The 4301-nt window shown below is 46.2% G+C and carries 4 protein-coding genes and 1 pseudogene; all 5 read left to right on the top strand.

Features of this window, described 5'->3' with window-relative positions:
• Positions 1-118 (top strand): annotated as a pseudogene (locus WG89_RS32425) (IS5/IS1182 family transposase); the annotation flags it as partial.
• 168 nt (positions 119-286) lie between these two features.
• Positions 287-1609 carry an IS1380 family transposase gene (locus WG89_RS26780; RefSeq protein ID WP_062270715.1) on the top strand — a complete coding sequence of 441 codons (1323 nt, stop codon included), beginning with the start codon at positions 287-289 and terminating at the stop codon, positions 1607-1609.
• 284 nt (positions 1610-1893) lie between these two features.
• A complete protein-coding gene (locus WG89_RS31790) occupies positions 1894-3534 on the top strand; it encodes a DNA/RNA non-specific endonuclease (protein WP_062270714.1) in 1641 nt (546 codons plus the stop codon).
• A gap of 3 nt (positions 3535-3537) precedes the next feature.
• The gene (locus tag WG89_RS26770; RefSeq protein ID WP_062270713.1) at positions 3538-3867 is read left to right on the top strand and encodes an immunity protein YezG family protein; all 330 of its coding nucleotides are present in this window, start codon (positions 3538-3540) and stop codon (positions 3865-3867) included.
• Between the two features lie 273 nt (positions 3868-4140).
• The coding region (locus WG89_RS29780; RefSeq protein WP_172806784.1) for a transposase at positions 4141-4301 on the top strand (161 nt) is incomplete at its 3' end.

Raw genomic sequence — 4301 nt, 5'->3', positions numbered from 1 at the left:
ATTTGGATTTATAAAAGCCAGGTATCGAGGTTTGAAGAAGAATGACAATAAACTGTCTACTTTATTTGCCCTGGCGAATATTGTTCGACTGGATCAAATGATCCGGGCACAGGGTTAGTCCGCCCTGAAGTCACGAAAGTGGCTAAATATCATACAAATAAGGGGTTGAGACCTCTGATTTCAGTCCTACTTCGAACTCGATTCAAGAAGGGAAGTAAATTAGAGGTTATTCGCAGGTTCCCTAATAACAATCCACCCATAGGGTGCTACACAGGGACGCTTCCAGATGATAATTCCAAAACCTGAAAATATCGACATCGAATTTACTGACGCCAAGCTTACGGGCATGGCCGGTAGTTTGTTTGTAGCTCGGATTGCCAACCAGCTCAAACTTCCCGACCTTCTTAAAGAACACATCCATCTCAAGAAACGTAATCGTGGCTGTGATGACAAAGACTCTCTTCTTGGCCTGATTCATAATTTCTGCGCCGGAAATGGAAAACTGTCCGATATGGACGCCTTGCGTGCAGACAAACCTACAGTCAGTCTCCTCGGCCTTGAGGATGTACGCTCCTCAAGACGTATGGGGAAATATCTGACGCTATTTAATGCCGATGCCGTGAAAGCGTTATATTCCGTTGTCCGCAGCCTTTGTCAGCAAATAGCTCCTGAAGTGATACAGCATTTTGTTCAACAAAAAGAGTATTTGCCGGTATTTCTCGATGGCACTGAAATCGAAGTGACCGGACGCTATTTTGAGCAGGCTAGTGTTGGCTACACAGGCAACAGACAGTACTGGCTTCACAATATTTTCATTGGTCATTTATGGGTCAGTGGTCGCCTTAATCCCGGAGCCAGTGATGTTTGTATTTGCTGGCAAGAGCAACTCGAAAATGACGTTGCCCCATTGATTGAGCAGGGGATTCCAGTCTGGGCCCGTATGGATAATGCCTACTACAACAAAGAGGTTGTCGAATGGTTTGAGCAGAAGCAATGGGACTTCTCTATCAGTGTGACCAATAGCAACAACTGTCGCCCGGTACTCGAATTCATCGACGGGTTACCGGATAGTGCCTGGACGCCTATCCGCAGTGACGGAACCGAAGAGGCTCTCTTCTCCCATCATCAGCCAGCTAAATGGCAACGGGAACAAACCTATGTCGTTACCCGGCGCTGGCACGACGGGAAGCAATGGTTACTTGAGCCGCGTTACGGCGTCATTCTGGTGAGCAGAGCTGACCTGTCATTGAAAGAGCTGGTCAGACGCCACCGTGAAAAACAGGGGCAGGAAAATGCTCAAAAAGGACCACTGACTGATCTGGATTTACACCACCCACCCTGTCGGAAATTTCACGCAAATCAGGCTTTTTATGCCTGTGGACAAATTGCTCAGATTATACTGAGAGCATTGCAGTACAAGGGATTGCCCAAAAAAGAAAGAAAGCATGGAATCAGGCCATTGATCCGAAAAGTGGTTCGATCTGTTGGTCGTCTTACATGCAGCGGTAAGAAATGGACATTAAAATTTGTGAAAACAACAGCTGCCCTGGACTGGTTGTGGGAGGCAACAAAGAGGCTGAACGTAAAAAGAGCCTCAGTCAGTACATAGCACTGACCGAGAACTCTGTTTTTTTCATCAAACGCACAGGCTGCGGGATAGCTTGTGGGTCAAAAACGCTGATCAACAAACAATATGTTTAAAAGGTAAACAAAATAAACATGGACACGAGCTGATACTATAAATTGAACCGAAGCATGGATGAAAACTGTACATTGCAACCAAAAGTACAGCCTGATTGTTCACTGCTTCAAAGTTAAGCGGGACTTAAGGAAAATAGCATACAGCGCGATGGCATGGTGTTAAAAAGAACGGAGTCACATAGGGAGTAGCGTGTGTTTGGAAGGAACCAAGCCTTTAATCGTATCCAGATCCACCTGGTCAGCAAAGAGGGCGATCAGTTTGTACTCACTGATGAACCTTATTATTTTCATCATGAGCCGCTCAACTTCTTATCAGAAGACGAAGCCTGGGATTTTCTCTTCAATCTTCAGCTGGGCCAAAGCTTTGAACTGGAAGACAAGCTGAAAGGCCACCCTCTTCTAAAAAGTTATCACCACTCGCCAACCAGCTTTCTGACCAGAGATGCTTTGTATCGTGGTCATCTGAACGTATTTATTGTCTATCGCAACCCGTCTCGCCACCTGCAAAAAATTGAGACCCTTTATGACCAGATCAAGGTCAAACTGGGACAGATCATAGCCAGCGAAAAGGCCGAAGCTGCGGTTATTAACCAGCAGTATCAAGCCCTGGATACAGGAGGCAAAGTCCAGGCCCATACTAACCGATTTGGACAAGGCGTTAAGCAGTCGGTAGCCTCTTTGTTGACCTGGATGGGAGAAGTTCATGATGTGGTCAGCAAGGTCAAACAGCGTGGCCGGGTGTATGAGGCCTATCTGAAGACCCAGACTCACGACTCAGTGATTGACTGGTATCGCGAATTCAATGAGCACTGGCGTGAGGCTGAGTATAAAGAGATTGTCGATGTACTTGGCTTTGATCCCAGGAAAATCAGTTCAGAAGATTTCACCCAGGCCTGGACCGTCGCAAACATCCTCTGGGAAGACGATCGTTGTCAGGCATTACTCACCCGGTTTGCCAAAGATTACGCCAGGGCTCAACACAGTCTCGAGATCAGTGAACTGGCAGGCAGTGGCGCCTTTGAGATTTTGCAGACGCTGGTTCTGGCTGCATTCACTGCAGGCACCGGAGCCCTTGTTAATATCACTTCCAAAGCTCGATTAGCAAGACAGATGACGGTGCTGGGTGAACTGTTCAGTGAGCTGGCTGGACTCAAGAAAACGGTTCAAAAACACACTCCGAAGCAGACACTCCGTACCTGCTCCAGCGGGGATATGACGAAAGACCTGCCGGAGGATGATCGACCGGCTCCGAAGAATAATCCGCCACCTAAAGGGCCAGAGAAAGAGCCCAAAGATGAAAGCACATCAAACACACCTGAAGACGTCATTGTCCTTGAACCCGGAGAAAAAGGCTCCTGGAATAAAGCCTTGAATGGTGAGCTGAAGCCCAATCATAAGTATCAGGTGGGTCCCTATCTTTATGAAACGGATGATAATGGTAGAGTCAACCGGGTATCCGGGGAACTGGATCTGACCAAGAGAGACCGCAATACTTATCAACAGGGTAAAGCCGGTAAGGCAGAAGGGATCAAGGATGGTTTGACCGATGACGATGGCGGCCACCTGATCGCCTCAATCTTTGACGGTCCAGGGGAACAGATCAACTATCTCCCTATGAACTCAAATCTTAACCGGGGTGGTTGGAAAAGGATGGAGAATAAATGGGCAGAAGCCTTAAAAGATGATCCACCCGACAACCCTAAAAAAATCGTAAAAGTTAACATTGAGGCAATCTATGATGGAGATGATAAAAGACCAGAAGCTTTCGAAGTAGAATACTGGATAGATGGAGAGCTTTTCGAAGCCACCTTTGAAAATCAGAGCAGCGGATAAGAAATGACTATTGATGAAATTTATTCAAACATTGCCACCAGAATCGTTGATGCCATAAGTGAAGACTGGGCCGAAGCATTTATCGAATTTGAATATTTTGGAGATTCCGGTGAGTATAAAGGTCGCTACATTACTTCATCGAGCGAAGAAACGAAAAACTTTAAAGTAGGTTATAAAACCTACAAAGAGTTTAAGAAACTTCATGATATTACAACTGAAGGAGAAAGTGATCGTTGGAACCGAGCCAAGTTTACACTTTACCCCACAGGCAAGTTCAATATAGATTTTGAATGGGATCAGGATTTAGCCGATGAGATAGCTGCAAACTCCTGATGCACTCTCAGTTCTGACAATAAACAGCTGAATCACTTCGGAACTTTTCTGTATGTCTGCTGAACAGCCCCAGGCCCAGAATGACGGGATCAAGGGCCTGTTCATTGGACATCATGAAAAGCATCCACATCTTCAAAACCGGCAAGCACACCAGCAGTCAGGGTCAGCCCCTGGACTTTACCAAAGATTAAATCTCTACGGGTCATATTCCCCGCAGCTTGCTGCGTTTCTGCGGCATTAGCCGCAGCATGAACTTGTGACTACATTTTGTGGATGGCTAAAAGTAGGTTCATCCACAAATCCCACAATGTCACTGTTCTTATGTATCACTTGGTCTGTCCAGCAAAGTATCGAAGAGTGGTCTTTAGCGATGAAGTAGACAAGACGTTGAAGGAGGTATGCTTGGCTATCTCAGAGCGTTATGAAATTTACTT

Source organism: Endozoicomonas arenosclerae (genome assembly GCF_001562015.1).
In the GTDB taxonomy this organism is placed as follows: domain Bacteria; phylum Pseudomonadota; class Gammaproteobacteria; order Pseudomonadales; family Endozoicomonadaceae; genus Endozoicomonas_A; species Endozoicomonas_A arenosclerae.
Note: the sequence above shows the minus strand (reverse complement) of the source record. Positions and strands in the feature narration are given on the sequence as shown.